The organism is Scopulibacillus darangshiensis (assembly GCF_004341035.1).
Taxonomy (GTDB): Bacteria; Bacillota; Bacilli; order Bacillales; family Sporolactobacillaceae; genus Scopulibacillus; species Scopulibacillus darangshiensis.
The window spans coordinates 44,492-70,835 of the sequence record NZ_SLXK01000004.1 but is presented as its reverse complement, the minus strand read 5'-3'; the positions used below and the strand labels follow the sequence as shown (position 1 = coordinate 70,835).

Here is a 26,344-nt window from a genome sequence, read left to right as displayed (position 1 = left end):
ATCATTCTCCTCCGTATGATATTTCCGATGAGCTTACGTTAAATGACAGTAGAAATGAATTTGGTTTCGAGGAAATCGTCTAATCCGTTTGGACCGCCCTCACGCCCCATACCGCTTTCTTTAATGCCGCCAAAAGGTCCCTGAACTTGTGAAAGAACGGTATCATTAATGCCTACCATGCCGTATTCAAGTGATTCCGAGACACGAACAGAGCGCGCGAGATCTTTTGTGAACATATAAGCTGCTAACCCGTAATCCGTATCATTAGCCTTATTAACCACTTCATCCTCATTTTTAAATGTGAAAATAGGAGCAACAGGCCCAAATGTTTCTTCATAAGAGATGCGCATCTTCTCATTCACGTCGGATAAAATTGTCGGGGTATAGAAAAACCCTTCTTCACAGTCTCTTACTTGGTATTCTTCCCCTCCGCAAACAAGCCGGGCTCCCTTTTCCTGGGCATCCTTCACATGACTTTTGACCTTATCTAATCCGGCCTTGCTTACAACTGGACCCAATCCAACTTCTTCATTCAGACCATTTCCAACCGTCAAGCCCTCCACCGCTGCCTTTAATTTGTCCAGAAACGTTTCTTTAATTGACTCTTGGACATAAAGCCGGTTCGGAGAAATGCACGTTTGTCCGCAGTTAAAATATTTGCTTTTCATGACACTTGAAACAGCCTTATCTAGATCAGCATCTTCAAAAACGATAAATGGGGCATGTCCTCCAAGCTCCATCGACACCCGTTTTACTTGATGGGCCGCTTTTTCCAGCAACAGTTTGCCGACCTTTGTTGATCCGGTAAACGTTATTTTCCGAATACGCTTATCAGACAGAAGCGCATCGCCAATTTCAGCGGGCTGCCCTGTAACTAAGTTGATAACACCCTTTGGTATTCCCGCCTCTTCCGCCAATTCAAAGAATTTAACGGCTGTCCCCGGTGTTTGTTCAGCAGGCTTCAATATCACCGTGCAACCAGCGGCAAGTGCAGGGGACAATTTTCTTGTTATCATCGCAAGCGGAAAGTTCCACGGTGTAATCGCCGCTACTGGACCTACCGGCTGCTTGGTCATTTGCAGGCGTTTGTTGGCTTCAAAGCCTTGAATCGTTTGCCCATACACGCGTTTTCCTTCTTCTGCATTCCATAGCACATACTCCGCGCTATTGGCGACTTCACCACGGGCTTGTTTGATTGGTTTTCCCATTTCGGAGGAAATGGTTTTTGCTAACTCTTCCGTATTTTCAAGCATCAATTGGTATAAACGAAAGAGAATCGTTGATCGTTCTTTCCCCGATTTTTTTGACCAGTGTTGAAAAGCACTGCAACTTGCTTCAATTGCTTTTTTTACATCCTGCCTATTTCCATTTGCTGCTTTAAATAGGACCTCACCAGTTGCAGGACTGACGACATCGAAATATTCACCCGTAGCCGGATCATTCCATTCCCCATCAATGTATAGTTTGAATGTTTCGACCGTTTTTGCTATAGACATGCCATTCGCTCCCTTTCATTTTGTTATGGCGTAACCTTTCCTCCTTGACGTTTTTAACAAACTGATGCTAAGTGTTCTGAATTTATTGTGTTTTGTGCTAATTATAAAACTTACAACCAAAATGGTCAAATGATTTTTAAAAATAATAAAAACGGCAAAAAAAGTATGACCATTAAAGGCCATACTTAAAATTAAAATCCATTTTGGTTATAAGGTTCAAATCTTTCTCACCATTTGACAATCTAACTAAAAAACAATTTAACCCCGACACCAATCAGCAAGATGGAAAGCATTTTGATAATAAGCCTGCCGGAAAGCTTATTTGACATATAAGCGCCTGCTTGCCCTCCGACTAAAACACCCAATCCTCCCCAGAGAACAACGGACCAATCAATGTGGCCGTAATATATTTGAGTAATAACGCCAATTGCGGAATATAAGCATAAAGAAAAAATCGACGTGGCTGTTGCGTAATGAGGCGCAACACGGTATATATAAATCAAAATGGGCACAAGCAGCCATCCCCCGCCGATTCCTAAATAACTGGAAACAACGCCCAATAATAAACCTATCGCCAATAATGAATAATAATTTTGACTAGGTTTATGGCTGATGGTCTCCTCCGTTGAATTTTGCTTATGCAATGCAACAGCAGTCTCATCCCGCTGTTTATCTTCAACATTTTTGTTGGATGGGGCTTTTTTGATCAATAGGAAAAGGCCTAATAAAACAATGACACTAGAAAATATCAAATAAAACAGCTGTGAGGAACTGGATCGCCCGAGCCATGTCCCAATTAATGTCCCTGGAAGCGCCCCTAGTGCAAGGATAATGCCGATTTTATAGTCGATTCGCCTTTGTTTGACATAGCCGGTGATTCCTGATAATGCATTTAACATAACGACGACGAGGCCTGTACCTGCAGCGGTAACCGGGGACATATGAAAAAAGATGAGAAGAACCGGTACAAAAATAAATCCTCCTCCGGCGCCAACAATGACCCCATATGCACCAGATAGTAAGGCAATGATAAACAATAATATACCCGACAGCATTTGTTTCCCCCTCCTCCGTTAGTCCTCTTATTTACCAAGCTAGCAAGAAAAAAGGCAAAGGTAAATTACAAAAAATGCATGGGTATATAACGGATTGTTATACATTAGCGGAGGCTTTCTAAATTTTGTTTATGGTAAAATCGGAATATAAACCTTTAATACTGGGGGTGTTTCTATTGAACATAGAAAGCTTGAAAATGTTTTGTCTAGTTGTTGATGAGGGGAGTATCAGCCAGGCAGCACGGTTAGCCTACGTCTCCCAGCCCGCCGTAACCAGGCAAATTCATCAGTTGGAAGATTTCTACGGGGCGCTGTTATTTGACAGAGTGGATGGAAGGCTCGCGGTCACGGATATCGGGAAAACACTTTATCCTTTCGCAAAAGCCATTGTTGACGACTTTAATCGCTCTAAAGAAACCGTACAACAGGCGACAGGCGAACACAACGCGATCCTCAGAGTAGGCGCCTCATTAACAATCGGTGAGTATTTGTTGCCGAGTTTGCTTGGCCGGTTCAAAAAGCAATTTCCAAAAATAAAGGTGACCTTAACAATTGGAAATACGCCGAGTGTCCTAGAGGATCTCTCACATGATGTGATCGATTTAGCCTTAGTAGAAGGCATTGTAGAGAACAAGGGTTTTACGAAAGAAAATTTTGCTGATGATGAGCTTGTTCTTGTCCATTCGCCGGATCATCCTTGGAAGGATCGAACAGAAATTTCCACTAAAGAATTGACCCACGAACACATGATTTGGCGTGAAGCCACTTCAGGCACGCGATTGATCGTCGAAAACGCCTTAAAAGATCATGGAGGGCTGGATAAAATTGAAAGCTATATGGAACTTGGAAGTACGCAAGCCATAAAAAGTGCTGTGGAAGCGGGACTCGGTGTCAGTATCTTGTCGAGACTAACCGTAGCCAGAGAGCTAAAAGAAGGACACCTGGGCGAAATAAAAATGGCCGGCGTCGATTTAAAAAGGGATCTATGGATGGTCAAAAAACCACAGAGATTTAATAAAATTGGGGTCACTGAATTTATTGCGTTTATTAAGTCATAGCGCGATAAAGAAAACTCGCCGATTGGCGAAGACAGAGGCGTAGTTGCACTTATACTTTTTTCCACTTTTTCGCTTTAGCGAACTTAAACATTCTTAAAGTACAAAAATACAGCCCGAGCTCATCTTAGCTCTGGACTGTATATGTTAATCACTTGAATTGAACGTTTATTTCTTTCCGTTTATCCGTGGGGATGACCTTCATGACACTTTCATAAACATAATCCAGTGTTTGCCGCGCAGCTTCCTTAGTTGTGACATTTCTTCTTTGATTTAAGACCGTTGTCAACATTCCCTGCCAAATCAGCATCGTTGTTTCTGAGATGAATGCCACGTCTTTCCCTTCGATCAACCCTTCGTCAACAGCCTGCTGCACATATAATGCACTTCGTCTAGAAAAAGCATGTTCAAGAATGATCGACTGAATGGGCTCTGGCAGGCCAATAAGATCGCTGCGGTAGGTTTTATAATAGTGCTCCAAGAGGTCTTCCGGGACAGATCCCAGATTGTTGACAAAAATGACGGCATAGATCTCGGGTTTGTCGAATGAATGCTTACAAAAACACTCCCAGGTGTACAGCCATTTTTCGATCGTATTAGAACCTTTGTCTATATATCTTGGCAAATCATCAATATAATTTTTCGTGAAACGCATGGCTGCGAAAAAAACGAGATGTGACAATTCCTGAAAATAATTGTACACTGTAGAACTTGTGTAGCCTGCGAGGTCAGCGACTTTTCTTATCGTCACATTTTCGATTCCTTCTTTTTCAATCACATCAACCGTTGCATCTACAAAGTAACGCCACATCCGTTCCCTTTGTATTTCTTTTCGTCCTGCCCTCATTGAATGTCACTTCCCGACTCATCCATTACCGTAATGACGGTTATTATCATTGTAAACTGTATCATTTGTTCTGACAAAGACTAGCTTATGCTCGTCCTGCTTCAGCCACTTAATGAGAGAGACGGATAAGAGAAGGTACATTATCAGGACGGGGACGGATACGAGTACAGATGACGTTTGGACAACGTCTAAACCGCCAACAACTGTTAAGCCTATGGCCATAGCTGCGAGAACGATCCCCCATAACAAGCGGTGCCAGCGGGCAGGTTCCTCACCCCCCTTTAATTCCGCTGTTGCAATACTGGCAATGACATAGGTCGCCGAATCAAGCGAGGTCGACAGAAAGATAAAGCCTAAAATCGCAAAGAATATTAAAACGACCGGGGCAAAAGGCAGGGAATTCAAGACTGCTACAATGACAGCCGGACCGCCCTCTTCACTCAGTATTTTGGTGAGAGGCAATTTACCTGTCAACTCTAGATTCATCCCGTAACCGCCAAATACTGCAAAATATAACCAGCTGCCAAATGTCCCCCACAATAAGACGTTTGTTATAAGCTCGCGAATGGTTCTGCCTTTTGAGATCCGTGCGACAAAAAGTCCGATAAACGGGGCGGTTGCAGAAAACCATGCCCAGTAGAAAACTGTCCATGTTTGCGGAAAACCGCTTTTAAAAATTGGATCAGTATATAAACTCATCCTCATGAATTTATCAAGCATAATCCCAAGGCTGTTCGTGAAGTAGGACAAAATGAATAATGTCGGTCCAGCCAAAATGACAAAAAGCGCGAGGCCGAGGGCCAAATAGACATTCCAGTCACTCAATATCTTAATCCCTTTATATAATCCAAGATAAGCACTTGAGCTGAAGATGACCGTCCATACGACGATAATAATGATACTTAACCCAAGGGAAGGTTCAATATTAAGGACATCGCCAATCACAGCGGAAATCATTGGCACTCCTAACCCCAATGATGTGCCTAATCCGCCAATCATACTCCAAATGACGAGAATATCAATTGTTTTGCCTATCCATCCATCAGCATGTTTGCCCAATACACCTTGACAGGACGTACTAATTTTCAATGATGGATTCTTTCGTACAAAGAAGCTGTAAGCGATGACAACAGCTGGCAAGGCATAAAGCGCCCAGGCCGAAATGCCCCAATGAAACAAGCCATAACTTAATGCGATGTCAGCTGCCGATTTCGAACTTGCTTCTATTCCAAAAGGCGGCCCTGTATAATAATAAAGCGGTTCAACAATCGACCAGAACATGATGCTTGTACCCATGCTGGCACAGAACAGCATGCCACCCCAACTAAAGCGGGAAAATTCCGGCTGATCATCTGGCCCGCCTAGCTTTACCTTTCCAAACCGTCCAAAAATTAACCAAAGTAAAATGATAAATAAACCGATCGTCAGAAATTCAAACGCCCAGTCTAACCCATTATTAATAGAAGACATCATATCCGACAAAATGGGTGCCGCGGAATCTCTGAAGATCACAAGTAAAAAGGTCACAGCAACCACCAATATAATAGAAGGCCAAAAAATGGAATGATTAATTTTATGATTCATTTAACTCTCCTTAGGTTATATAGTTAAAAGCTTAATGCTTCGATATGGCGCGGATATTTCGTGATACTGCGGCAGCCGTCCTTAGTTAAGATCACCGTGTCAGAATGGCGGAAACCGCCGACTCCCGGTATATAGATTCCCGGTTCGATCGTGTAAACCATACCCTCTTCCAGCACTAGATCATTGTCAAAACGAAGGTAAGGTTCTTCGTGTTCAGTTAGTCCAAGACCGTGTCCGATTCGATGCTGAACAAAATTGCCGTAACCAGCCTTTTCAAATACTTTAAATGAGGCGATGTCCACTTCTTTTGCTTTGACCCCCGGCTTGATAACATTCATGCCTGCTTCTTGAGCGTCAATAGCGAGCTGCAAACATTTCCTTTGTTCGTCTGTCGGATTTCCTATAAGGAAAGTCCGTTCGTTTTCCGCACGGTACCCATTTATCCAAACCTGCCGGCTGTGAACGACAACATCATTTTGTTCAAATTTTCGAGTGCTCGAATATAAATGCGGCATGGCGCTCCTTTCAATGCCTGAGCATGTCCAATTTTCATAGCCAACAATTAGATCGGGATAATCTTTTGAGGCGGTCTCCAACAGTTTCATATCCCCATAGGAATCAAATTCAAGCTCACTCATGCCAGACTTAACATTTGCAAAGGATGCTTCTAATGCAATATCAGAAAGCAGACCTGCCTGTTCAAGCCAGTAAATTTCCTCTTGGTCTTTAATGGCGCGCATATCGATAAGATCTTGACCTATGTCTTTGATTTCAAAGCCCTTTTCTCGTATAAATTGATAAACAGATGCTGGCACAATGCCCATTTCAATACCCAACACATTATTCTTAGATACATCGTCCAGAATTCTGTTAAGAGGCTGAAAGTATTGTGTATCCAAATGACTGTTTTGAATTTTTTCGTGGTAAACAAAGAACTCATCAACTGCCGCATTTTCACGAGCATGGTCATTCTCCAATGCAGGGATGATGTACTGTGTTTTATCCTTGTATACAAGCAATACAATTGGCCGGGAATACGAAATGGCCCGAAATCCGCTTAAATAATATTCATTATCCGGATCCCAAAATAACGATACATCAATCCCCTTTTTGTCCATCCGCTGTCTTAGAGCCTTCAACCGCTTTTCCACTGTTTCTTTTTTTGCTGTTTGCATGATTAGCCCCTTTCATTTGATAGGATTTTCCCTTTTCAGATTATATGAACATGTTCATATAATGAATATGATAATACTAACATAACTATTGAAATAGTTGAAATGAATTACGTAGATGGCCGTAACTTTTTTTTAATCGCTTGAGCATACTTAAAAAGCGAAATCCTCTTACCCAATGTGTATCGGGCCCGAGGCTTTCGCTATCCCCCATAGAAAACTTTTTATTCTAACCAGCTGCCTACATGAACGCAGTCATGCCAACATCAACTGTTAACGATCCGCCATCAACAGGAACCACTGCACCTGTAATAAAAGAGGCTTCGGGTGAAATAAGCCATGCAATAGCGTTTGCTATTTCCTCCGGGTTCGATGGACGACGGGCTGGTATTAACTTCGTCACCCGCTTATAAGCTTGTTCCAATGTTTCACCAGTATCTTTAGCTAAACTGGCCATTTCTTCATTGGCCATCTCTGTTTTTACCCAGCCGGGACATACTGCATTGGCTCTGACTTTTTGTTCGGCATAATCAACTGCAATAGACTGAGTGAGTGCAATGACGCCTGCTTTTGATGCACAATAAGCTGAAAGTGTTGGTCCCGATCTTATTCCCGCAATAGACGCGACCGTCACGATCGATCCTTGTGTTTGCATCAAGTGAGGCAATGCGGCTTTTGCGACTACAAACCCCGAGGTTAGATTAATGCGAATGACCTTTTCCCAATTTTCAAGACTAGGCTGTTCATTGTCCTGATTGCCATTCACTTTAATCACCCCTGAACGTCAGTCTTGTTTTTATTTTCGGCAAGGGTTATATATCCCTCTGATGAATCAGAGCCTTCTTTTAAAAGCTCTTCTATAGGCGTCGTTTCAAACAGTTTCTTCTTCATTGCAAACTTCACCCAAATAGCGGAATATACAACCGTGATCAACAGAAATATCACGGCATACATATAAATTTGCTGTTTAACTGCTGGGTCAGGGAATATATTAAACATCATATATATAATCCCAAATATTCCAATAATTTGGAAGGTGAGTCCTAAAGGTGATTTAAAAGTTCTCGCTGCATTTGGATATTTGACACGCATGATAATGACATTTAAATGAGCAACAATATAGGTGATCATCCAACAAAATGCCCCCGCTAATATAAAGGTCGTAATCGAAGCGGATCCTGAAATCCCAATAAGAAAAACCAGAAAAAGACTTGACAAAAATACGATCCCTGCCCAAGGGCTTCCCCATCTATTCAGCTTGCCAAATATTTGCGGCATTTGCCCTTTTTGTGCCATAGAGTAGAGCATTCGCGGAATAGAACAAATAAGCGTATTGATCGTACTTCCTGTTGCAAAAACGGTCACAATTCCAATCCAGATTTGACCTGTCTTTCCTAAAATGGCTGTTGCTGCTTTAACATGCGGAGACTCTGATCCCGCTAATATATTTAATGGCACATATTTAATGGCAGCGTTTCCAAAAATCAAATCCACAACTAAAATAATTAATAAACCTAGAATCATAGATAAAGGGATGTATAACTTTGGTTTTTTGACTTCCTCCGCCATTGGGCAAACAAACTCGATACCTACAAACAACCAAAATGCTAGTGCGAATAAACCAACGACACCCCATCCCATCGAGTTAAAGTCTATTGATGTTTTCAACGGTTCGCCACTGCCGGTGCCTGTCAGTCCAATAATTCCAATAATAACTAGTGAGACAATCATGCCCCCTGTTAAAATCATTTGTGACCAGCTATAGAATTCTATCCCGCGTATATTAATTATGGACAAAATAATTAAGAAAATGGCTGAAATGACAAGCGGAGAAACATCAGGAGCAAAGATGCCGTGAATAACCGTACCAGCAATATGAGCTTCCGCACTTCCGGCAAACATATTAACCAAAACATAGCCGCTAAGGACAGAAACCATGCCGATGAAAGGTCCCATTGTAGGAAGTGTATAATGATTAATTCCGCCAGCCCGCGGAATAATGGATGCGAGTTCTGCAAATGAAAAGGCAACAAATAAGTTTAAAACCATCGCAATGACCATTGGGATTAAAAAGCCCGGTCCCGCTATACCGAAGCCTTGTCCCAAGGAAACCATTGCTGAAGAGGAAACAACGATGCCCACCGCAGTTGCAACCATAGGCCATAATCCTATCGTTCGTTTCAATTGATTATCCATTTTCTTAAACCCCTAACAGATAAAAAATTTTTAGCAATCTGCCTATAATTGACGATTGCTGCTCACTTTGTTAATTATCTTCGCATATGATCCAACGGGGAAGTTTGACACACGGCCAACTTGATGGCTCTCATAGCCGTAGATTTTCCCATAAGAACGCATAACATCAAGATCTTCAATAACAATACCTGCAGTTGGAATAACTTTTTCCAGCCAGATAAATAAATATAATTTATCATCAAGCTTATAATAGAAACACTGATCCGTGTCACACAAACCTTTTTCATTCCCGGCTATGCAATGCCAAGTATATGAATCCTCATTTAAATAAGTGTGCTGATAGGCATCCTTGGAACTATAAACAAATTCAATCGTCTTTCCGATTAAATCGCTTGTCGGCTCGTGCTTGGGGGTGTACTCAGTCCAGGGACTGTCCATTGACGCATGTTCAATTGAAACATTAACTGATGTCAGCGGCTTCCCCTGTTTGGCCCGTTCAATGATTGGGATGGAAAGCTCATCTGCTGCTGGAAGAATGCTAGAAATGACAGTAGCCATCTTTTTGCGGTAATCAAGGACAATAGACATTGAAGTCGTCTCACCATATGAAACAATGAAATCAATAAAATAAATATCTTCCCTCGGCATAACCGCTGTATAGGCGCAAATGACTTTCTCTTCATTGTCCCCATCTTCAATCACACATTTCAGCGTTTCGATATCAACGACAGATAACCTATACTTTTTGCCGCCTTCCGAATAAAGAGAGAAATCTTTGCCAACTAGTCTGTTTGTCGGTTGCATCATATTTTCGCTGAATCCAACAGAAAGCTCGCCAACACTAATAAAGTCTTTATCTTTAACTCCCATAACGGCACATTCTCCTCTCGCCTTTAATGTTGAAAATAGGAGGAAAGGAAGCCTTTACTTCCTCCACCCTTTTTTACATACTAGCTTTTATATTATAAAGTCATTTCAAAAGCAGTGATCGATTCATCCAAAATACTAATGATGTTCTCAATCTCTTGCTTATTAACAATAAGTGCCGGCGCAATGGCAACGATATTATCGCCATCCCATTCTGCTGTTCGGAGGATGAGTTTCCGCTTAAAGCATTCATCAACAACCTTATGTGCAGCGGCAATGGAAGGATCGAACGGCTTACCGCTCGCAGGGTCCTCATAAAGCTCAAACGCACCTAAAAGGCCTAAAGCTCTTGTTTTTGTCACAATAGAATGTTTTTCTTCTAGAAATGCCATTCCGTCTTTCAGTACTTTCTCCATATTTTTGGCATTGACAACAAGGTTATCCCTTTCAAGAATTTCAAGGTTTTTCAAAGCAACAGCGCAGGCGGTAGGATGACCGCTGTAGGTAAAGCCGTGGAACAAGACATCGTCTGTTTTCACAATTTCATCTCTGATTTTTTCTTTCATGATAACAGCGCCTAATTGCGAGTAGCCGCTTGTTATCCCTTTTGCCACGGTCATCATGTCAGGCACAACATCCCAATTATTGACGCCGAACATTTTTCCTGTCCGTCCAAAGCCGGTTATAACCTCATCCGTTATCATCAAAATGCCAAATTCATCACAAAGTTTTCTTACAGCTTGCATGTACCCTTCAGGCGGAAAGAGAACCCCGCCCGCTCCTTGAACGGGTTCTAAGATGACCGCCGCAATCGTGTCTGGCCCTTCTTTTTCAACAATATCCCTTATACAGCCTTCATAGTTTGGGTCGCTTTTATCGCCTAATTCACAGTTCGTTTGATGGGCTTTGGCATGGAAGAAATCAGGCGCTTTGGCATTAACAAAGTTTTGGAACTCACGCACGCCAGTGGCACTTGTCGCACCCATAGTTACACCGTGGTAGGCCCGCTCTAATCCAATGATTTTTGTCCGCTCGGGCTGACCTTTAATTTGCCAGTAATACCTTGATAATTTAAAAGCCGTGTCGTTTGATTCTGATCCGCCAGAGGTGTAGAACACAACATTCAAATCATCAGGTGTCAGTGAAGCCAACTTTTCGGCCAATTGAATAGCTGTTTCATGTGAATTACCGAAAAATGACGAACTGTATGCCAGCTTCATCATCTGTTCTTGTGCGGCATCCGCCAATTCCTTTTGGCCATGGCCTAAATTCACGTTCCAAAGCATGGACATGGCATCGATATACTCATCGCCTTTCACGTCCTTTATATTTATTCCTTTACCTTCCGAGACAATAATTGACGGGCCTTGTTCAAAATGCATTTTTGCCGGTGTTGTCGGATGCAAATAATGCTTTCTGTCTAGCTCAGACAGCGATTCCATTTTTGTTTTTTTGATAGATACCTTTTCACTCATAATATAAATCCTCCTATTTTTTTATAATCCATACCAGTTCAAGCCTTGTTCGCTCAGATCAACCCATACATGCTTCGTTTGTGTGTACATATCCATTGCTTGAATACCTAGCTCTCTTCCGAATCCGCTTTGCTTCGTTCCCCCGAAGGGTGCTGCGCTGTCAAGCATACTGTACGTATTGATATAGACTGTGCCAGCCTTTAGGTGCCGTGCCATGCGGTGACCTCGCTTGATATCATTCGTCCAAACACCTGAGGCTAAACCGTAAATCGTATCATTGGCTTTAGCCAAAGCATCCTCTTCATCTCTAAAACGAATGACTGAGACGACGGGTCCGAAAATTTCTTCACGGGCGATGGTCATTTGATTTGTGACGTCTTCAAAAATGGTCGGTGTGTAAAAATAACCGTTGCCTGCTCCTTCTTTTCGTTTGCCGCCTGTCAATAAGCTCGCCCCTTCATCTAAGCCCGCCGCAACGTAACGTTCAATGGTCTTTAATTGTTGTTCAGAAACCTGCGGGCCCATTTGTGTCGTGCTATCAAGTGAAGACCCGACACGCAGTGACTGGACTTTCTTCAAGAAGAGATCCATAAACTTGTCATAGATGGCATCCTGGACAAATAATCGAGACCCGGCTGCACATACTTGTCCTTGAGCGAAATAAATGCCAAACATCGCCCCGTTCACCGCGCTCTCAAGATTTGCATCTTCAAATACGATATTAGGCGACTTTCCGCCGAGTTCTAATGACACTGGTTTTAAATTTTGGGCAGCTGACTGCATAATCAATCGGCCTGTTTTCGTAGAACCCGTAAAGGCAATTTTATCAACACCCGGGTGAGAGGCTAAGGCATTGCCCGCCTTTTGTCCGAAGCCAGGGACAACATTAATGACACCATCAGGGATACCAACCTCTTGGAATAGCTTGACTAATTCAAGAATACTGATCGGTGTCTGTTCAGCAGGCTTGATAACGATCGTATTCCCCGCAGCAAGCGCAGGAGCCAGCTTCCACATCGTCAACATGAGCGGGAAATTCCATGGAACGATCGCTCCAATAACCCCTATTGGCTCCTTCAATGTATAGTTCAAGCGATTGCCGGGGGAGGCGAGTGTGTCCCCTTGCACTTTATTGGCCAGCCCGGCGTAGAACTCTAAGACGTCAATCGTTCCGGGTATCGCAATGTTTTTTGTTTCATTAATCAGCAAACCGCTGTCGCTTGACTCCACTTCAGCAAGAAAATCGGCATTCTCCCACATTTTTTGAGCGGCCCGATTTAACAGCCTGCCTCGGTCACTAGGAGCCATGTCTCGCCAAGGCCCAGATTCAAATGCCTTGCGGGCAGCTTTTACCGCCCGATCTATGTCCTCCTTATCTCCTTCGGAAATCGACCCATTGCTTTCTCCAGTACTGGGATTGATCGATTCAAACGTCTTTCCTGATCCGGCCCGAACCCATTGGCCATCAATAAATAGCTTGTAATCTTTACTCATCTTGGAACCCCTTTCATAACATCAAACCTAAAATAAACTCAAACAACATTGGAATCTTTCAAATGTTTAATTTACATAGAATCTTAAAGTAACCCACTTACAGAATTCTTACAAAATACGAATTGTTTCTTACAAATTGCTTTTCATTGCCGATGTAATCGGTTAACATTTTATTAATTGATACTTGTCCCATCTGAAAAGTGGAGGTGCAACATGGAAATTAATCAGTCCAAACTGACCATCCCTCACTACATGCCATATCTCAAAAGAAACCGATTATTTTCTAAACTGGATAACAACGGCCAGGCAACCGTTATCTCAATATCAGGTGATAGCGGTTATGGAAAGACCACACTCATCTCAAGTTATATTCATGAGAAAAGCATTCCGACCGTATGGTACCAATTGGAAAGTACGGATCGCTATTCACATATTTTTCTTACCTATTTAAAAACCGGCATTTGCAATTTAATAAATGATGACTATTTGCCGCCTGGTTCCATACAACCAAATGATGCAGATAAGGAACTTGATAATCTCGTTTCGCTTTTATCAAAAAGGATAAAACCCCTATTTATCGTTCTGGATGACTACCAATGGGTTGATCAAAGTCCCGAAATTAAGCCGATTATTAGAAAGATGCTGTTACATGCCTCCCCAGAAGTAACCTTTATAATAATAAGCAGGGTGCGTCCAAACCTGCCTCTAGTAAAAATGCGGCGGCGATATATTGAATGCCATTCCTCTGATTTAGCTTTTACACCTAGTGAAACGGATAAGTTTTTCAATGCCGCTCACCATTTGAATCTAGAGAACCATGAAATACAATTCATTCATGAAACAACCGAAGGATGGGTTGCCAGTTACCAGCTTATTCTTGGAATTATCGGTAATATGAGCAAAAGCGAACGCGAATTCTTTTGGGCAAAGTTCCCAAACGTTTCGGATATTTATGATTATCTTTCTTTGGAAGTACTTGAAACCCAATCAGAGGAAATTAAATCATTTCTTTATAAAACCAGCTTAATGTCCGAATTGGATCCAAGTATCATCGACAACTTTTTAGGAATAGACCACTCAGAGAAAATCATAAACTACCTTTTAACACAACATTTATTCATATATCGTGATGAACAAGGGACGATTCGCTATCACCGGCTTTTCCGCCGATTTCTTTATCAAAAGGCGAAGGAGCAATTTGGAAATGCCTCGGTTACAAAAGACCATCTGATGCTCGCTGAAATTTATTTGGAGATGGATCAATATGTCCATGCCTTCGCATACTTTATAATAGGAAAAGATTATCCAAACGCGGCGAAAGTGATGGAAATGATCAGAAACCGATATAATCCTGTGGAATTAATCATTTTTTTAGACGGATGGCTGGAAGAAATATCACCAGGGCTGTCTTTAGCCAATAACACCTTATTTTTAATTCGCTGTATCCCATTATCGATAGTAAAAGATTTAATTGTATCCTTTGAACGGGAAGTTTCTAGATTAAAAGAAAGAAAGAACTTATTATGGCTTTGCAGCATGCAGCATCGACTGGCTACGATTTTATTTATGCGGGGAGATATTACTGTAGCTAAGAAACTCTTTTCTGAATCATTAGAGGGGTCGAAGAAATTTCATGACTATCCGATTGCAGCTTTAAACTTAACCCTTCTTGCCGAAATTGACAGATATTTAGGGAACCCGCAAGCGGCGCTTCGGTCTGTCCGAGAATCATTGTTCATTTCGGAAAAACATCATATTAAACATACACAGCTTCATGCACTCGATACAATCGCGACGATTTATCTCGATGAAAAGAAAGTCGACGAAGCAGAACGTTATATTGAACAGGCCTTGCAAATAGCTAATAAATATGATCTTTCATCGCAAGTGTTTGTGTATACGACAATGTCCAGAATGTTGCGTGTGAAGGGAGATTTACGGCAATCCATCACATGGGGAAAGAAAGCGGCCGGCTTAGCCCAAAATTACAATAGTGATTTTGATATTGGCTGGTCTAATTTAGAGCTTGCTCAAAGCTTTCTGGATCATCAGCAATGGGAGGATGCAGAACATTGCCTGATGAAAGCTCTTCATGCCTTTTCTCTTTTTTCATATTATCGGTGTATGGTCGTCCGTTCGCAAATAGACTTATATCAAAGAAAAGGGGACCGAAAGCGGGAAGCCCAAAAACATACGGAATGGCAGCAAATCTGTGAAGATAAAGGCTATGAGTGGCTGGTAAATAAAAAGAAACTGAAGGGAACCGCTTCGGCAGGAGATGAGCCAAATCAGCCATTGGTAATACATGTGCTCGGCAGTTTTCAAATCGCTTATCAAAACAAACCCGTAACAATAAAAAGAAAGTCCAGTCTTCGCCTGCTGCAATATTTTATTACACACAGGGATAAAAAGATTAATAAAGATATATTGCTTGATGCCGTGTTCCCGGACGGTTCGCCGGATGCCATTCAGAATCAGTTCCATGTTTCGCTGTCTACGCTGCGGAAATCATTGGAACCTGAACTGAAATCGGGAGCACATTCCAAATTTATTACGCGTGTCGGCGATCACTATTATTTTGATACAGAAAGGGTTTACCTTGATGCAGAGGAGTTTTTGCAGCTTAGCGGCAGCGAAATGGAAGGACGGGGTGACGCTAGCGAAAAACTTTTTAAAGCAGATCAATTATATCAAGGGGATTATTTTGAAGAATACCCATATGACGCTTTTCTTGAATCGGAACGTAAGAAAATGCGCTTTTTATTCATAAAAAACAATCGATTACTAGCTCAGCATTACCGAGCACAAGGAGAATATTTCAAGTGCTTTGGACACTTAGAAAAGATTCTAAACAATGATCCTTACCACGAGCAAACCTACCTTGAATATATCGAATTGCTGCTGGAACAAAATTTACACTCTAAGGCGAACACTGTTGCCAACGAAATGATTAAATACTTAGAAAAGGAACTGGGAATTAAGGTACAAGATCATCTGCTTAAGCTGTTTTCAACATTTCGTTGCGAGATAACAATATAAAACTCATTAAAACACACCGTTCGGGATGCCGAACGGTGCTTATTTGCTGGCTCATTTTTCGCTCCAAGGATCTTCAACAAACTTGGGGCCGTTATTTGTTTTCATAATGAGCGGTTTGTCCCCCCTTGCATATTCCATCAGCGCCACTCCGCCAAATGGCGTCATAATCTGGACGTCAACCGGCACAGGCAATGCGTTGAGTTCTTCCGCCAGCCTTTTCGCTTTCTTCCGTGGAAGCTCCTGTGGAAGGCAGACAATAGCATCAAGGTCACTTGTCTCTTTTGCGGCAGGCATTCCGGTTGCAAGTTCGAACCCGATACTGCCAGTTGGCCCCCACGGCATGCCGTAAGCACTTATAATACCGTCAAGCGCGGGAAGAACGCTTAATGCCTTTATAGCATCTATCCTAATGTTTTTGTTCCAAGCTTTCTCCTTAGCAAGTCGCAGAGGTGAAATGCAGGTTTTAATCTTATCTATTGGCAAGTAGGAAGCAAAGCGCTGGTTTCTTTCTTTCCCCCGTATGCCAACTGGCACCAGATTTTCCTTAAAAGGTGCCCGGCGAATAACCGCAAAGGGTGCATGGTCAATTGATTCAGCTGACCATTCAGGAAGCTCTAAGTCGCTGACCAAGTCCTCCTTATGCTTAAATTGCAATATATTATGCGGCATTAATTCCATTGGTCTTTTAACTTCTCCCGGACGTCAATCGATGCCAGGCGTCCGCCATGGCACGCTTCATAGGAGGTCAAGCGATTTTGCAAATCGTTCGATCCGGAACGGGTGTCGGCAATAGCACCTAATAGTTTATCAACAATCACCTTGATGTCCTTTTCCCGCGGATCATCAGCATTCACCCCATCAATGAGCTCATGCAATGCACCTAACGTCGCAAACGAACGGATATCATAGGCCATTGCCGGTACCTTCTTTGTGGCCTCTTCAAGTTCATCAATCGTTCGGCGTGTGACTCTCGCTGCGGATTCCTTAGACATCGCTTGAACGTTGACACCTTCATCATTAAGCGCGAGGATACGGTTTGACTGCAGACCGTGCGACAGAAAGGCGCCTGAGATGGCGTTGCCAACAATCAATGCAATAACCGGGTGGCCAGCTAATCGCGCGGCGGCATAAGCATCCGCTGCCCCTGCACAAGACTGATGGATGCCTAATAATTCTTCCTTATAACCGTATGCTTGGCTTGGCGTATCAACAATAGCAACGATGGCGCGGCGACTGCCGTCATGGTCTTCTTCAATGGCATCTCTGACGAATTTTGCGATCGACCAACCTTCCTCTAACCCTACTTCGCCGCCACGGGCCCGTGGAAATCGGTTCTTGGGATTTGGAACGACTGCAATATAGCGGACCCGTTCATTGCCCAAGGTGCCATCCGCTGAAAGAACAGATGGCACATCACTTTTTGTTGGGTTCGCAATGCCAGTTAAGGCTTCAAACCATTTTCGCCCCCTGTTTTTAGATGTATGATTCGCTTCTGTCGATGTGGCTGATGTTGACTGATGGGCATCGATTTCCGCATTAGACCCCTCTGCCTTTTTCCATAATGCCCTTAAATCTTCGGGACCAAATGGCTTGGATGGGTTGACTGCTTTTAAAAGTTTAAGATAACGGTTAACTTGTGAACTGCGCGGTGCAGCTTGCAACCCTCTTTCAAAAGCGGCTTGGACAGCCTGAGTTATCTCATCACTTTCATCTTCTGCTAGGACATCAACAAACCCAGCAGCATGACGCTGCGTCCCGCCAATGGTCTGGTATATAAGCTTGCGATCCCTTGAGTCAAATTCCTCCACACCGGCTTCTTGTTCAATCACTTCAGGGCCGTTTAGCCCTAAGCGGCCTTCCCGGGTAATAATAAGTGTGCTGAACAGCCCGGCGGTAATTGACATACCTCCGAAAGAGCCGATCATACCGGGTATGACGCCGACAACTGGAACATATTGGCGGAGTGCGACAACCGCCGCGCAAATTTCAGCGATGGAAAGCAAGCCGTAGTTAGCTTCCTGCAGACGGACGCCCCCAGTATTAAACAATAAAACGGGTCTTGTTTTTGTCCCATTTTCGTTATCCCGAAGTGCAAGTTCAAATGCCCCGGCAATTTTGGCACCGGACACTTCCCCTATGCCTCCGCCTTGAAAACAACCCTCTATAGAGATTACAACAGCGGATTCTCCGTCAATTGTGCCGCGCGCAACAATGATGCCATCGTCATTTTCCGGGACAATCCCTTGCGGCTCCAAATGAGGAGATTTCATCCGGTCAAAGGGGCCTAATAGCTCCCTGAATGTTCCTTTATCTAACACTGCGTAAGCCCGTTCACGACCGTTAAGTTCTATAAAACTATTTTTCGTTATTTTCATGATCCCGACTCACCTCCAACGCCTGTGCAAGCCGCATCGATACAACGCCGGGCGTGGCGCCAAAGTCATTAATCTCGATCCTGGCTGCGACATCATTCATCGCGAAAAAGCGGTCTAATACTTTTTTCCATATTTCCGCAAAACCTTCACTTCCGGTTCTTATCTTTACTTTTGTACTCAAGTCGTCACTCGGTTCAAACAAAATTTCCAGATCACCCGAAGCCACCACACCGACATGGGCTCTTCTTTCAAGCGGTTTGTTTCCTTGATATTCATAGTGTAATGTTTCCAATTCCGATCCCTCCATCACATTTTAAAATGCTTATGGCAAACTATCGAGAAATAATGCAGCAGCAAGGAGGTCAGCACTCCCTCCCGGTGAAGCATTGTGCTCAATTAAAACGGCATCTAATTGCTGAAGGGAACGCCAACCGGCCTGAGTCGATGAGCCGCCTTTATCAAGAATTGTTTTTGCGCCTTCTTTTGCTGCCTTTAAGGCGTCCATTCCGCCGCGATGCAAGAGACATGTATCATCAAGTCGGCTAATGATAGTAATAAGCGTGTCGATCCGCGCCAGTGGTTCAGGAATGCCTTTGTTCCTTGCATCATATAAAGCTGGCAAAGCTGCCCCAACCACATGCGGGAAACCAAGCTCCGCTTCCCCCCTTGCTCCAGGGGCACCAAAACGCTGTTGAATGACCGTGCCATGTGTTGCTTTTTTCGGTGCGAACCGGTCGGCAAACCGGGCAATCTTACCAGCTGTAACAGCGATTCTTTCCGGCGTTGTCCCTAATGGATGAATAGCGGCGCTTGAGGTCAGCAGTCCCATTGCCCAGATTGCGCCCTTATGCGTATTCGTTCCGCCCGTGGCTTGAAACATAACGTTCTCACCATGACGTCCAATAGCTGCTATATCCTCGCGAAGCGATTGGTCGGGCACTCTTTTAAACGATATGCGGCCTATTTCGGCAAACGTGTCGTGCAGTGACTTCGCAGAACGAATCATCAAATCGATATTCAGATCATGATGAGATCCGGAGTTATTTTGATCAACAAGACCGGGCTTAGGTGTCAGTTCGGCTTCTTCAATTAGAGCTTTAACTGCCTTTTCAGCGAAATATTCACTTAGAGCTGCCTCGTTTGTTCTTTGATCATTGATGACCTTCATAATTACCAGCTTCTGAACTTAGCCGGGGGGTTATATAAACCACCTGACCAATCAACGAGATCTTCAACACTTTTTGCGGCCAGAAGTGATCGTTTGGCGTCTGTCCGTCGGATACTGAGATCTTGAGGGAGGGCGACAAGCCCTTTTCGGCGCAAAGTTTCTGTTTGTTTAGGACTGCTCTTTAAGCCAATTGGTGTGACTCCAGCGACGGCGGCGATTGCCTGACGGCGTTCTTCTAAGCTTTGCGCTTTATAAAGATAGGCCACACCTTCTTCCGTTATGATATGTGTGACGTCATCGCCATATATCATGACAGGAGCGGTGGATAGTTCCGCTTCTTTACCAACTTTAATAGCATCAAGAGATTCGACAAATACAGGCACATTTCCGGCTTGGTATGTCTCAACCATCTGCACCACCAGCTTTTTTCCTCGGGCGAGCGGATCGTCTTCCGTAATCATATCAAGCCATGCAGGCGTCGAATGACGGCGGCCGCGGGGATCATGCCCCATATTCGGCGCCCCTCCGAAACCAGACAGCCGGCCGGAAGTCACTGTTGAGGAATTGCCGTTACTATCCATTTGCAGTGTTGATCCGATAAAGAGATCGACCGCATATTGACCTGCAACTTGTGACATCGCCCGGTTAGATCGAAGGCTGCCATCCCGGCCCGTAAAGAAGACATCGGGACGTGCCGCAACATATTTCTCCATCCCTACTTCACCCCCGAAGCAATGAACACTGTCTATCCAGCCGCTTTCAATCGCGGGAATCAGTGTCGGATGAGGGTTGAGCGTCCAGTGCTTGCAAATGTCACCCTTTAATCCGAGCGATTCACCATAGGTGGGGAGCAATAATTCAATCGCGGCGGTGTTAAATCCGATACCATGGTTCAGAGACTGCACGTGATGCTTCTCGTAAACACCCCGGATTGCCATCATCGCCATCAAAATCTGAATTTCTGTAATGTGCCGGGGGTCACGGGTGAATAAAGCTTCCAATTGGTAGGGTTTGTCCGCTTCTATGACAAAATCGACCCAAGATCCAGGAATATCAATCCGCGGCAAGTCATCCACTAACTCATTTACTTGAACGATGACAATGCCGTCCCGGAAAGCTGTCGCTTCAACAATGGCCGGTGTTTCTTCTGTATTAGGTCCTGTATATAAATTCCCCTCCGTGTCCGCCTTATCGGCAGCAACTAAGGCTACATTGGGGATTAAATCAACGAACAGCCGGCCAAACAGCTCAAGATAAGTATGAATGCCACCCATCTTCAACGTTCCATCCTCAATCATTTGCGCGATGCGAAGGCTTTGGGGCCCTGCGTAGGAAAAGTCGATTTTTTCCGCTATGCCTTGTTCAAAAATACTTAGATGTTCCGGACGCGAAATACTTGACATAATCATATGCAACATATTGATTTTATTTGGATCCACCTGGGTAAGTGATGTAGAAAGAAAGGAAGCCTGCTTCTGATTATCACCTTCCAGCACCACCCGATCACCAGGTGAAATCAACTTCTCAAGTGCTTCAACACATTTTTCGGTCGGTATAATGCACCCATCAGCTAATCCCTTTACCTTTTGCAAACGCTTCTGCTTTGCATCGCGGCGCGTTGTCCATGAACGCGTTGCGCTTCCGCATGTGTTCGATTGACTCATAGTATTTTCCCCTTTCATTAAGTGTAGGGTTCAACATTTTACCCATTCGTTCCTTTTTCTCGATCATATAAAATGACTGCGGATGTGATACTTCCTTCTGAAAGGGCAAACGTGCGGGCATACGGAAACGCGCTTTTTGCCAAGTCTGATAACACATGCCCAGATGGCATCTCAATAAACAATCGCGCCCCTAATTCATAAAGGACTGATGTTGCATCATGCCACCGGACAGGATGTGAAATACTCAAAGTCAAATCTTTTATAATTTCCGTCTTGTCACGCAAGGGACGGGCATTTCGGTTTCCAGCATAAGGTACAGCCGGTTGTTTACTATTAACCCCTCTTAGTCGTGCCGAAAGCTCCTCCGATACAGACTTCAGCAATTTACAATGCGACGGTACACTGACATCCAAAATCTTCGCTTTTCGGGCACCGTTTGAATGCACGGACTTTAAGACCTTCTCGATCCCTGAAATCGCTCCTGAGATAACAATTTGATCCGGTGAATTAATATTTGCCAGATAAACTGGATCTTCCAAGCTTGAGTACTTTTCTATAATAGAAGCTAGCCGACTTTCATTAAGTCCAAGAACGACACCCATGCCATACCCGCTCGGAAAAGCCCTCTCCATGAGTTCCCCGCGCAGCTTCACAATAGATAATGCTTCTTTAAAATCCATCACACCAGCACAAACAGCGGCGCCAAATGCTCCTATAGAATGACCGGCAACCAAATCCGGCGTGACCCCCTCAGCCTTCAAAGCCCTTACAGCCGCGACACCGGCAATTAGCAAAGACATTTGAACCGTGATCGTCGACTGCAGCCTCTCTTCAGTGTCCATTAAGAGCACATCTTCACTCAGAAGATCACATGCTTCCTCAAGTGTTTCTTTTACTGCCGTATGATCAGGCAAATTGTGCAGCATATTTGGCTGCTGGGAACCTTGCCCGGGAAAAAGAAAAGCGGTACTCATGGATCTAACCCCTTCGTCGATTGTCGACAATTTAATATTAACCTCACTATCCTCCTATTTCAATAGTTTCGGCCATTTTTCTATACACACATCATAGAACCAGCTAATTATGTAACTTCTCTTTAATGCCAATAAGAACATCATTATTATGTTTATATAATAGCTCTGACAACTTTGTCATTTGATTATTCTTTAGGTAATTGATCAATAGTGAATGCTCTTTAATGGATTTTTCAATATTGCCTTCTCTTGAGAAGGAAACATGCTGTATTGATAAAAGGGGGAGTCCGAGTCTTGCATACATATCCTTAATGACTTTGCTTTTACTCATTTCAATAATACATTGGTGAAACGATTGATTTAAGCGTGCATAATGACTCGTTCCCTTTTCATTCTGCATTAACTTCAATAGATCCTCCATTTTACTAATAATGGCTGAATCAGCACCTTGCTCTGTGATTCGTTCGACCGCTAATGACTCAAGGTTCATGCGAATTTTTAATAAATCATAAATCTCAAGTTCAGTGTAGCCTTTCACTACCGTGCCTTTTCTGGGGATTTTTTCAACCAGCCCCTCAATTGTTAACAAGAGAAAGGCTTCTCTGATTGGGGCTCTGCTAATACCGAATTCCTCCGCATACATGCTTTCAACTAACTTGTCTCCTGGTTTCAATTCTCCCTTAATTATTTGTTCCGTAATTCGTTCTGCAATCTGATTTGATAATGAATTGTTACTTAAATCTATTTGAGTCATTTTTAAGCCCCCTGATAAAACGAATGTGCCCAAGTTACCCTCTTACTGTAAATAATAACTCAACTTTTTCAATAAAGAAAATAAACCCTATCACCTTTATATTTATAATGATTAACTCATGTCAATTTTAAAGGATGTATTTCGAAGATACAAAATATTTTAATTAGTTATTGCAATTATATTTAATTTAATTATAATTGAAAATAGTAATTGTCGACAGTTGACAATATTCAATCATTTAAAGGAGTTGGAATTATGAGCCATTCAAAGACATTAACAAAAGAGGCCGGTACCGCAAAGGAAAGAATTAGGGAACAACTTAGACATTTAGTAAGCCTAGTTGGTGTTTCCGGTTCGGAACAAGAAGTTGTGAAATATTTAAAAGAAAGTCTGTCTCCCATTTCAGACGAGGTTAAGGTTGATCACAGCGGCAACATTATCGCCGTCAAACATGGGATCGCACCCGGACCTAAGATTATGGTATCAGCGCATTCTGATGAAATTGGTTTTTGTGTTAAAAATATTCTTCCCGATGGCTATATCATTTTTGATAAGATAGGCGGCGTTTCCGATCAGCTTCTGCAAGGCAGAAAAGTGTGGATAACCAACAAGAAAATACCCGGAATTATTGGAATTAAGGCTGGGCATCTGCAAACCTCAGAAGAAAGCAAGCAGGTAAAGTCCGCACAGGATTGTTACATTGACGTTGGCGCCTTTACCAAAATGCAAGCAGAAGAAATGGGAATCAAAATTGGCGACGCGATTGTTTTCCAAAGTGACTTTATGGAAATGCATGATAAAGATCTTATATCTACCAAATCCGTAGATAACAGAATCAATTGCGCTATTTTATTAGAATTGTTCAATCAAGTTAAAGCTTCGGATTTTTCCGGAACGTTATATGGTGTTGTCACTGTTCAGGAAGAAGTCGGCCTCCGGGGAGCATCAATGATCGGCAACGTGATTGAACCGGATTATGCCATTGTTTTGGATACCATACCTGCAGGTGACACACCTGATATTAATACTGAGAAGAACCTTCCTGTTTATCTTGGCAAAGGCCCAGCCTGTCCTATATCGGATGGTGTTCGCGGTGAGGGATTCTTCACCTATATTCACCCTAAAGTTAGGGAAATGATTGAAGAACAATCAGAAAACGCAGATGTACCTGTTCAATATCTTACATTAAATGGTGATGCATATGTGACAGATGCCGCCAATTTTAATTTGGCCGGCAAAGGCATGCCATTAGGCGTCGTAGCCACACCAAGGAGATACTCACATTCCCCTGTTGAGCTCGTCCATTTAAATGATGCCGAGGGTGTATTGAAAATTGTAAAGGGGATTGTTAGCGACAACGGGAATAAGAGTTTGGATTTTATTTAAAATTGAGAGCGCATACAATCCGGGACATTAATAAGGAAAACGATCTTCATTAGGAGGGCAAATGGTGAAGCTTATCTATTTTCTTAGTTTTATTCCCTTTATCGGCATGTTGGGATTTCTGCCGTTGGCAAATAAAGTAGAACCTTTGGTGTTAGGCATGCCATTTATCATGTTTTGGATGGCTTTGTGGGTGATCCTTACCAGTGTCGTGATAGGCGTTATTTACAAACTGGATCCCCGCAACAAGGAGGTTAACTCTAAATGAACGCTGCGATTTACATTATCCTCGGATTTCTGTTGCTGGCACTTTATTTAGGGATTCAATCGAAAAAGGGGAAAAAAATGGACTTGGAGGAATGGGCGGTTGGAGGGCGAAGTTTTGGTACGGTCTTCGTCTTCCTATTAATGGCGGGTGAAGCCTATACCACCTTTACTTTCCTCGGTGCCAGCTCCTGGGCATACGATAAAGGCGGGCCTTCCTTATATATACTCGCTTATTTGAGTTTATATTATGTCATCATGTATTGGCTGTATCCTGCAGTATGGAAATATGGAAAAGAACACAAATTAGTTTCACAATCTGACTTTTTTTCCAAAAAGTTTAACAGCCCATATTTGGGTGTCCTTGCATCTGTTATTGCTGTTGTGTCAATGATTCCTTACATTGTCCTTCAATTAAAGGGGCTGGGGCTTATTGTTTCAGTGGCATCCTATGGCGCCATCTCGTCCACACTTGCCATTTGGATTGGTGCCATTGTTGTAACCATTTATGTTATGATCTCCGGGATTCACGGCTCGGCATGGACTGCTGTGATCAAGGATATCATGATATTCGGCATCGTTCTATTTATCGGGATATATATCCCCATTCATTACTATGGCGGTATAGGCGACATGTTCAGAACTGTTCAAGAAGCAAAGCCGGGATTCCTTGTGCTTCCTGATAAAGGGTTAAGTCTGTCCTGGTTCATTTCCACTGTCATTGTTACGGTATTAGGCAGTTTCACTTGGCCTCATATATTTGCGGCGAGTTATGCTGCAAAAAGCGCAAAAACGATCAGGAAGAACGCCATTATCAACCCATTGTATACGTTAATGATCTTGTTCATATTTTTTGTTGGAACCGCAGCTATTTTACAAGTCCCGAATTTGGATAATCCAGACCTCACATTATTGACAATGTCAAAAAATACTTTTGACCCCTGGTTTGTTGGCCTAATCGGATCAGCCGGATTGCTGACGGCCTTGGTGCCCGGCTCAATGCTATTAATCAATTCCTCTACTTCGCTGTCAAGAAACGTATATAAAGTCCTTTTCCCTAAGACTACTGATAAACAGATTTCAAATCTATCAAAGATCCTGATTCCTATTATTGCGCTTGTTTGTGTTTATTTTACCCTGAACGGCGGACAAGGAATTGTCGTGCTGCTTTTGCTGGCATATGACTTTATTGCCCAACTGCTCCCCCCTGTTGTCTTTAGCTTTATGAAGAAAGGCATTGTTACAAAATACGGGGCAGCAGCGGGCATGATTGTCGGAGTACTCCTCGTAGCCATCATTAATCTTACAGGAACAACAATGGGATCCCTATTCCCATTTTTGCCGCAGGTCATGAAAGACTTGAGCATCGGCATGATTGCCTTAATTTTAAACATTGCCGTTATGCTATTGGTCAGTCTATTGACCAAAAACCTAGCTGCTTCTAGCAATGTAAAAGGAGAAACCCAGTCTACTTAACATTCA

22 protein-coding genes are annotated in these 26,344 nt (G+C 43.1%); 5 read left to right on the top strand and 17 right to left on the bottom strand.

Annotated elements, in window-relative coordinates:
* Positions 1-38 precede the first annotated feature (38 nt).
* Together EV207_RS04645 and EV207_RS04640 are read right to left on the bottom strand one after the other, a co-directional pair.
* Entirely contained in the window at positions 39-1,496 is a 1,458-nt protein-coding gene (locus EV207_RS04645; protein WP_132744143.1) for an NAD-dependent succinate-semialdehyde dehydrogenase, read from the bottom strand.
* 242 nt (positions 1,497-1,738) lie between these two features.
* On the bottom strand, positions 1,739-2,551 hold the full coding sequence (locus EV207_RS04640; protein ID WP_132744141.1) for a sulfite exporter TauE/SafE family protein: 813 nt from the start codon (positions 2,549-2,551) through the stop codon (positions 1,739-1,741).
* A gap of 167 nt (positions 2,552-2,718) precedes the next feature.
* Here EV207_RS04640 and EV207_RS04635 point away from each other — a divergent pair, with 167 nt between their 5' ends.
* A complete protein-coding gene (locus EV207_RS04635; RefSeq protein ID WP_341539791.1) occupies positions 2,719-3,609 on the top strand; it encodes a LysR family transcriptional regulator in 891 nt (296 codons plus the stop codon).
* Positions 3,610-3,757: 148 nt separating this feature from the next.
* Here EV207_RS04635 and EV207_RS04630 read toward each other — a convergent pair whose 3' ends face one another.
* The 8 genes from EV207_RS04630 to EV207_RS04595 form a co-directional block, all read right to left on the bottom strand.
* On the bottom strand, positions 3,758-4,453 hold the full coding sequence (locus EV207_RS04630) for a TetR family transcriptional regulator (RefSeq protein WP_132744137.1): 696 nt from the start codon (positions 4,451-4,453) through the stop codon (positions 3,758-3,760).
* Between the two features lie 18 nt (positions 4,454-4,471).
* Complete coding sequence (locus tag EV207_RS04625; protein ID WP_132744135.1) at positions 4,472-6,037, bottom strand: BCCT family transporter; 1,566 nt, start codon at positions 6,035-6,037, stop codon at positions 4,472-4,474.
* A 23-nt stretch (positions 6,038-6,060) separates the two neighbouring features.
* Positions 6,061-7,212, bottom strand: a complete 1,152-nt coding sequence (locus EV207_RS04620) for a M24 family metallopeptidase (protein WP_132744133.1) — start codon at positions 7,210-7,212, stop codon at positions 6,061-6,063.
* A gap of 238 nt (positions 7,213-7,450) precedes the next feature.
* On the bottom strand, positions 7,451-7,975 hold the full coding sequence (locus EV207_RS04615) for an SDR family NAD(P)-dependent oxidoreductase (protein WP_165886832.1): 525 nt from the start codon (positions 7,973-7,975) through the stop codon (positions 7,451-7,453).
* Positions 7,976-7,980: 5 nt separating this feature from the next.
* Entirely contained in the window at positions 7,981-9,405 is a 1,425-nt protein-coding gene (locus EV207_RS04610) for an APC family permease (protein ID WP_132744129.1), read from the bottom strand.
* 42 nt (positions 9,406-9,447) lie between these two features.
* Positions 9,448-10,275: a MoaF C-terminal domain-containing protein gene (locus EV207_RS04605; RefSeq protein WP_132744127.1), complete on the bottom strand. Its 828-nt coding sequence runs from the start codon at positions 10,273-10,275 to the stop codon at positions 9,448-9,450.
* A gap of 92 nt (positions 10,276-10,367) precedes the next feature.
* Positions 10,368-11,747, bottom strand: a complete 1,380-nt coding sequence (locus EV207_RS04600) for an aminotransferase family protein (protein WP_132744125.1) — start codon at positions 11,745-11,747, stop codon at positions 10,368-10,370.
* Positions 11,748-11,768: 21 nt separating this feature from the next.
* Positions 11,769-13,241, bottom strand: a complete 1,473-nt coding sequence (locus tag EV207_RS04595; RefSeq protein WP_132744123.1) for an aldehyde dehydrogenase family protein — start codon at positions 13,239-13,241, stop codon at positions 11,769-11,771.
* Between the two features lie 213 nt (positions 13,242-13,454).
* Between EV207_RS04595 and EV207_RS04590 the strand changes: the two genes are divergently transcribed.
* Complete coding sequence (locus EV207_RS04590; protein ID WP_132744121.1) at positions 13,455-16,280, top strand: AfsR/SARP family transcriptional regulator; 2,826 nt, start codon at positions 13,455-13,457, stop codon at positions 16,278-16,280.
* Positions 16,281-16,331: 51 nt separating this feature from the next.
* Here EV207_RS04590 and EV207_RS04585 read toward each other — a convergent pair whose 3' ends face one another.
* From EV207_RS04585 to EV207_RS04555, 7 genes are all read right to left on the bottom strand, one after another.
* Positions 16,332-16,958 (bottom strand): malonate decarboxylase holo-ACP synthase, encoded by a 627-nt coding sequence (locus EV207_RS04585; RefSeq protein ID WP_132744119.1) that lies wholly within the window; start codon positions 16,956-16,958, stop codon positions 16,332-16,334.
* Complete coding sequence (gene mdcD / locus EV207_RS04580) at positions 16,949-18,655, bottom strand: biotin-independent malonate decarboxylase subunit beta (protein ID WP_132744117.1); 1,707 nt, start codon at positions 18,653-18,655, stop codon at positions 16,949-16,951. Before mdcD ends, EV207_RS04585 begins: the two co-directional genes overlap by 10 nt.
* The gene (locus EV207_RS04575; RefSeq protein ID WP_132744115.1) at positions 18,636-18,947 is read right to left on the bottom strand and encodes a malonate decarboxylase subunit delta; all 312 of its coding nucleotides are present in this window, start codon (positions 18,945-18,947) and stop codon (positions 18,636-18,638) included. The genes mdcD and EV207_RS04575 overlap by 20 nt, the downstream gene beginning before the upstream one ends.
* Before the next feature lie 30 nt (positions 18,948-18,977).
* Positions 18,978-19,823, bottom strand: coding sequence for a triphosphoribosyl-dephospho-CoA synthase (locus EV207_RS04570; RefSeq protein ID WP_132744113.1), 846 nt, complete (start codon positions 19,821-19,823; stop codon positions 18,978-18,980).
* A 2-nt stretch (positions 19,824-19,825) separates the two neighbouring features.
* Complete coding sequence (gene mdcA, locus EV207_RS04565) at positions 19,826-21,487, bottom strand: malonate decarboxylase subunit alpha (RefSeq protein WP_132744111.1); 1,662 nt, start codon at positions 21,485-21,487, stop codon at positions 19,826-19,828.
* 38 nt (positions 21,488-21,525) lie between these two features.
* On the bottom strand, positions 21,526-22,461 hold the full coding sequence (gene mdcH / locus EV207_RS04560) for a malonate decarboxylase subunit epsilon (protein ID WP_132744109.1): 936 nt from the start codon (positions 22,459-22,461) through the stop codon (positions 21,526-21,528).
* 103 nt (positions 22,462-22,564) lie between these two features.
* Positions 22,565-23,215 carry a GntR family transcriptional regulator gene (locus tag EV207_RS04555; RefSeq protein ID WP_132744107.1) on the bottom strand — a complete coding sequence of 217 codons (651 nt, stop codon included), beginning with the start codon at positions 23,213-23,215 and terminating at the stop codon, positions 22,565-22,567.
* A 255-nt stretch (positions 23,216-23,470) separates the two neighbouring features.
* Here EV207_RS04555 and EV207_RS04550 point away from each other — a divergent pair, with 255 nt between their 5' ends.
* The 3 genes from EV207_RS04550 (at position 23,471) to EV207_RS04540 (ending at position 26,338) form a co-directional block, all read left to right on the top strand.
* On the top strand, positions 23,471-24,601 hold the full coding sequence (locus EV207_RS04550) for a M42 family metallopeptidase (RefSeq protein WP_132744105.1): 1,131 nt from the start codon (positions 23,471-23,473) through the stop codon (positions 24,599-24,601).
* A gap of 64 nt (positions 24,602-24,665) precedes the next feature.
* Positions 24,666-24,866, top strand: coding sequence for a DUF3311 domain-containing protein (locus EV207_RS04545; protein ID WP_132744353.1), 201 nt, complete (start codon positions 24,666-24,668; stop codon positions 24,864-24,866).
* The gene (locus EV207_RS04540) at positions 24,863-26,338 is read left to right on the top strand and encodes a sodium:solute symporter family protein (RefSeq protein WP_132744103.1); all 1,476 of its coding nucleotides are present in this window, start codon (positions 24,863-24,865) and stop codon (positions 26,336-26,338) included. Before EV207_RS04545 ends, EV207_RS04540 begins: the two co-directional genes overlap by 4 nt.
* Positions 26,339-26,344: the final 6 nt, after the last annotated feature.